The 5,150-nt window shown below is 67.6% G+C and carries 6 protein-coding genes and 1 pseudogene; 3 read left to right on the top strand and 4 right to left on the bottom strand.

Annotation, left to right across the window (positions count from 1 at the left end; all coding sequences use genetic code 11):
• Positions 1 to 339: 339 nt before the first annotated feature.
• From C1I97_RS31045 to C1I97_RS31035, 3 genes are all read right to left on the bottom strand, one after another.
• The gene (locus C1I97_RS31045; RefSeq protein ID WP_111006404.1) at positions 340 to 1,710 is read right to left on the bottom strand and encodes an SMI1/KNR4 family protein; all 1,371 of its coding nucleotides are present in this window, start codon (positions 1,708 to 1,710) and stop codon (positions 340 to 342) included.
• Between the two features lie 292 nt (positions 1,711 to 2,002).
• Positions 2,003 to 2,674 (bottom strand): alpha/beta fold hydrolase, encoded by a 672-nt coding sequence (locus tag C1I97_RS31040; RefSeq protein ID WP_258382819.1) that lies wholly within the window; start codon positions 2,672 to 2,674, stop codon positions 2,003 to 2,005.
• Positions 2,675 to 2,824: 150 nt separating this feature from the next.
• Positions 2,825 to 3,355 carry an integrase core domain-containing protein gene (locus C1I97_RS31035; protein ID WP_111006402.1) on the bottom strand — a complete coding sequence of 177 codons (531 nt, stop codon included), beginning with the start codon at positions 3,353 to 3,355 and terminating at the stop codon, positions 2,825 to 2,827.
• A gap of 119 nt (positions 3,356 to 3,474) precedes the next feature.
• Between C1I97_RS31035 and C1I97_RS31030 the strand changes: the two genes are divergently transcribed.
• The 3 genes from C1I97_RS31030 to C1I97_RS31020 are packed head-to-tail and all read left to right on the top strand — an operon-like array spanning position 3,475 to position 4,695.
• Positions 3,475 to 3,780: a transposase gene (locus C1I97_RS31030; RefSeq protein WP_111006401.1), complete on the top strand. Its 306-nt coding sequence runs from the start codon at positions 3,475 to 3,477 to the stop codon at positions 3,778 to 3,780.
• A 13-nt stretch (positions 3,781 to 3,793) separates the two neighbouring features.
• Positions 3,794 to 4,450 (top strand): IS3 family transposase, encoded by a 657-nt coding sequence (locus tag C1I97_RS31025; protein WP_111006400.1) that lies wholly within the window; start codon positions 3,794 to 3,796, stop codon positions 4,448 to 4,450.
• Between the two features lie 8 nt (positions 4,451 to 4,458).
• Entirely contained in the window at positions 4,459 to 4,695 is a 237-nt protein-coding gene (locus tag C1I97_RS31020; RefSeq protein ID WP_181446995.1) for an IS3 family transposase, read from the top strand.
• A 33-nt stretch (positions 4,696 to 4,728) separates the two neighbouring features.
• Here the strand turns inward: C1I97_RS31020 and C1I97_RS41970 are convergent.
• Positions 4,729 to 4,949, bottom strand: a pseudogene (locus C1I97_RS41970) (hypothetical protein); the annotation flags it as partial.
• Between the last annotated feature and the right edge of the window lie 201 nt (positions 4,950 to 5,150).

The raw sequence follows: 5,150 nt of genomic DNA, 5'->3' as shown, positions 1-5,150 counted from the left end.
CCACCCGCCGCTGGATCCACAGACAGCAACGTGTCTGGCCCCTCCTACACCCTGACCAGCAACACCTCCTCACCACATCCGGCCTCATCAGCACGTGAACATCACCTCCGGCAAGCCCGACACCGCCGGCCCCCCGGAGCCGACTTCTTCAACCAGACGCGGCCAGCGAGGGCTTCCAGACTGAAACGCAGTCCTCAACTCCGGAAGGACAACAACTTCTCACATGATCACCGAGACCGTGCCTGCACTGCGTCCACGCCCTGCCCGAACCGGGACGTCCACCCCGGCTCCGGGGCAGCCCGGCGTTCCGGACGGATCGCAATCATGCAACGGCCCCTGTTATGAGATCGCTCCCTCCAGCACCGTGATGCCGGCGATCGGCGGCCGACCGTACAGGGCGAGGATCTCGTTGGCTAGGGCGATGGTCCGCAACGGGTTGTCCCGCTGCCGGTGGGCCTCGATGCCCGCGGCGAGAAGCCCGGTGGGCACAGCCCCCGCATCAAGGAGGACACGCCACTCCGCGGGTGGGAGTTCCAGATACTCAAGGTGGGTGAGCCGGGCGATCTCACAGGGATCGGCGAGAGTACCGGGATAGGCAGAGAGGGTCCGCAGGCGCGGCAGGCCGAAGACGGGGGCGAGGCTGAGGGGCTCCTTCTCCCAGACCCCGAGACTGAGGACCTCCAGGCCAGGGTGGGCGGCAGCCTCGACGCTGGGGACGGAGGCGTGATTGACGTAGGCGACGAGTGGCGGCCGTTCGGTTCTTCTGACCGGCCGGCCGTCGAAGTGACGGTGAACGACCATGTCGGTGAGGGAGTCGGCGACCAGCCCGGCACCGATGTTCTCCTCGTGACTGATGATGATCACCTGCCCGACGTGCCCGTCCGGACCCGGTGTGAGGTCGATGGCGATACGGTCTCCGCCGCCATTGTCACCGAAGACGATCCAGCCCGGCGAGCCGACAAGCCCCTGCACGGCGTCCTCCGGCCCCGTCTCGACCGCCTCCATGGCGCCGAACCGCCACAGCACATGCCGGGAAGCCGCGTCGGCGACGTACACCTCGCCGAGGGGGAAGAGTTCGCAGCCGACGGTGTCGTACGGCTCCCGGTAGTCGTCCCAGTCCTCGTACCGGCCCCGGACGACCTGGTACAGGGCCCTCAACTCGGCGGGCAGCGGCACACCCAGACGCGCCTCGACCGCTGCGATCTCCTCCTCGGAGGCGCCCACCGCGTCCGGGAGCCGTTCGCGAAGAGTGCGCTGCAGCAGTTCCACATCCGCGGACGGAGCCGGTACCGCGCCCGGCACCGGCTCGGGCAGGCGGCGCACCGGCTCGGGCAGTGCCCCGTCCGCGAGGAGAAGCGTGCCCGGGTGCGCGGTCGCGACACCCGGCTCCGCGGAGGAGCCCAGGTCGATCAGATGCAGCCGGACACCGCCGGGAGCGGAAGAGGCCTCCACGACGAAGGAGACACCGTCGCTCCCGTCCTCCTTGAGCGCTTCGACGATCCGGCCCACGGCGTCGAACTGCTCCTGGTTGTCGGAGACCTGTGAGGCGCGCCCCGGCTGCGGCGGCCGGTACGGCAGCGGAACACTCCATGCCCCGGGACTGATCTGCCCCGCCACATGCCCGCCGGGCGCGGTGAGCGTTTCCGCGTGAGCGACGCGCAAGAGGCGCAGCAGGGGTTGCCAGGTGGTGAAGTCATGAAGCGCGGGCACGAGCAGGCCTCCTGAATATGTGTTCGGTGATTGATGAATCATGGGTGGGGGCGCCGACATCACGAGGCGCAGACCGGGACAGCAGCGGCCACGGGGAATTGCGCTTGCCGAAAACCTCATCCGCCCTGTTCAGGCGGCATATTGGTACTCGTGAATGGCTATGTCCGTTTCTTCGGGAGTCGTTTGTCGACGAGTTCGGGAGTCACTCGGGCGGCGCCCACATGGGCGATATCAATGAGTTTTGATGTCACTCTGCGGGGTTGCAGGGCTACGCGGCAGACGGGAAACGACGTCAGTTCTCAGCCGCAGCGGCCAGAATGTTGGCCAGCTCGATGGGGCGGCTGAGCGCAACACAGTGGCTCGCGGCGATCTCGTCCGGGATCCCCCCGAGACGTTCCAGCACGAGCCGGCGCAGGAAGTCGGGAGGAAACAAGCGATCTTCGGTGCACAGCACGAACCTGGTCGGCACGGTCGGCCAGGCGTCGAGCGGCCACGGCTGGGCTGACGCAGCCGACGACGGGTGCGCCCGTTCCTTGCTCATTGCTTCCTCGGCGAGTTCGCGGGGCACGTCGTGGTAGAACGCGACGTAAGGGTCGTCGCTGCCGGTGAGGCCGCCGTCCCGGGCAGCCTGGCGCCGCACGGCCTCGGTGTAGCCGGTGTTGCTCCACCACTGGTCCGGTGATTCGCCTGGCTCGGGGACCATCCCGGCGACCAGGACCAGTGCCTCGACCGGGCGGCGCACGGCGACCAGGGGCGCGGTGAACGCGCCGAACGACTGACCCACGACCACGAGACCGTGGCGGTCGCCGACCGCCTCGACCACGGCGTCGGCGTAGTCGTCGAGCGTCAGCGAGTCATCGTCGCCCGGAAGGTCCGGAGCCACCACGCCGTGCCCGCGCGCCCGAAGCTCCGCCTCGACCAGATGCCAGTACCAGCCGACATCGCCGGCACCGTGGATCAACACGAACGTACTCACAACACGGCTCCCGTCCTCTGCGACTTGCCCATCCGGCCTCCCGGTGGGAGAAGCACACCCAGGCTCCCACCGCAAGGCCCCAACCGCCGTCAAAACAAGGCGACGTCACCAGGCCCGATCAGCAGGCGCCTCCCGTGGTCACTTACAAACGACTCCCAAAGTCATCGACATGGCCACGTGAAGGATGCCGCCGAGTCGTTGGCGTCGTCGTATGCCGAGGTGGGTGATCCGCTCCGGATGGCTGATCGGCGTCGGCAAGGGGTGCAGCGGGCGGGCGTTGGCGATGCCCTGATGGGGCCGGTGGGAGTTGTAGAAGTCTTCGAACTCGCGTAGCGCGTGGAGCAGGTGTCGCTGGTTCCAGATCAGGGTGCGATCCAGCAGTTCGCGCCGGCAGGTCTGCACCCACCGTTCCATGATCGAGTTCATACGCGGCATCCGTACCCCACTGAGCACCACCTCGATCCCCACATCGTTGAGGACGGTGTCGAACAGGGCCGGGGACTTCCCGTCCCGATCCCGGATCAGGAACCTGGCGCGGCAGCCGGCGTCTTCGAGGTCCATGACGAGGTTCTTCACGGCTTGCGTCACCCACGCGGCGGTGGGGCGTACGGTGGCGCCGAGGACCCGGATCCGGCGGCTGGCGTGCTCGATCACCGCGAACACATACATCCGTGTCCAGGGTGACCGTTTCCAGGAAGTCACAGGTCAGCAGGGCGTCTGAAGCTCCCCCTTTGACCTGGACAGCCTGATACTGGGACGGAAGGTCCCGGAGGAAGCAGTCACAGGTAGTGAGCAAAAAGAGCAATACGAGCAAGCGGTACACGGCGGAGTTCAAGCGGGATGCCGTCGCGCTGGCGCTGTCGTCGGACAAGACGGTCACCGAGGTTGCCCGGGACCTGGGGGTGAGCCCGGAGGGTCTGCGTGGCTGGGTGAAGCAGGCCAAGGTCGACCGGGGCGAGGGACCTGCCGGGGCTCTGACCAGCGCCGAGCGGGAAGAACTCGCCCAGCTGCGGCGCAGGGTCCGCGAGCTGGAGAAGACGGTCGACATCCTGGGAAAAGCGACCGCCTTCTTCGCGCAGGACAAGATGAGGTAGACACCGCCGCGCGGTGCCGCTTCATCGACGCGGAGAAGGCATCGGACGGCAATCTTGCAGGTCACAGCGTGGCGCTGCTGTGCCGTGCGTTGGGAGTGCCGCGCTCTACCTACTACGCGCACCAGGCGGCCGCGTCGGCGCGCCGGGCCGCACGGCGCGAGGAGGAACGCCTGGTGGACGAGATCCGAGTGCTCCACGCCGGATCGCGTGGCGCCTACGGGGCCCCCCGCGGATCCACGCTGCCCTGCGGCGGGCCGGGCGGGCGGTGAACGGCAAGAAGGTCGAGCGGCTGATGCGCAAGCACCGGATCGTCGGGATCACCCGCCGTCGGCGTCGGGGCCTGACCCGGCAGGCGAAGCGAGCGGTGTTCGCCGCCGATCTGATCGGCCGGGACTTCACCGCACCCCGCCCCGGGATGCGGCTGGTTGGTGACATGACCGAACTCATCACACTTGAGGGGAAGTTGTATCTGGCGACCTGTATCGATCTTGCGACGCGGGAGGTGATCGGCTGGGCGATGGCCGACCACCACCGCGCCGCGCTGCCGGTCGCCGCCCTGCGGATGGCGGCCGGACGCGGTGGCTGGAGGACGGCTGCATCATGCACACCGACCGCGGCAGCGAATACACGAGTGACGAATTCCGCACCGAAATACGCAAGTTGCGCATGAGACAGTCGATGGGACGTGTCGGCTCTTGTTACGATAACGCTGCTGCGGAAAGCTGGTTCGCCGTCCTCAAAGCGGAGATCGGAACCACCGTCTGGGAGACCCGCGAGTCCGCCCGGGCCGACGTCTTCCGCTACATCGAGGTCGAGTACAACCGCAGCCGACTCCGCAGGCATCCCGAGTACGGGTACGTCACCCCGCTCGAAACGAGAACCTTGCTCCGGCAGGACCTCACCCCCGCAGCGTAAACACCCGCTGTCCAGGACCCGGGGGGAACTTCAGTCGGCCTGGGAGCGCAGGAAGTGAGCCCAGGTGCTGGTAGCGCGTTCGAGTGGAGAATCTCCCAGACGGTGGAAGCAGCCACCGTGACGCCCAGAACAAGGAGTTCGCCGTGGATGCGGCGATATCCCCAGGTGGCGTTTTCGCGGGCGAGCTGCAGCACCCACGACCAGTCGCTCCCAGAGGGAAGGCTCCAGGAAGGACACCGTCGAGGCCCCTGCACGTCGCGCGAACCAGCCACCCCGCCCCGTGTCACACCAACCACATACCAACAAGCAACGCACCTGACCAACGCTCAGAGGGCTTCTCGAAACCGAGTGTGGGGCTGGGGGGTCCGTACGGGCGTGCTGTTCAGGTGATTGTGGCCGCGCGGGGGCATGAAGGCAGGGCCTCTCGGTAGCACAGAGGGTGTCTACGCCACTGC

Source organism: Streptomyces sp. NTH33 (genome assembly GCF_003236365.1).
Taxonomy (GTDB): Bacteria; Actinomycetota; Actinomycetes; order Streptomycetales; family Streptomycetaceae; genus Streptomyces.
The sequence above is the reverse complement of the archived record's forward strand: the minus strand, read 5'-3'. Positions and strand labels throughout refer to the sequence as shown.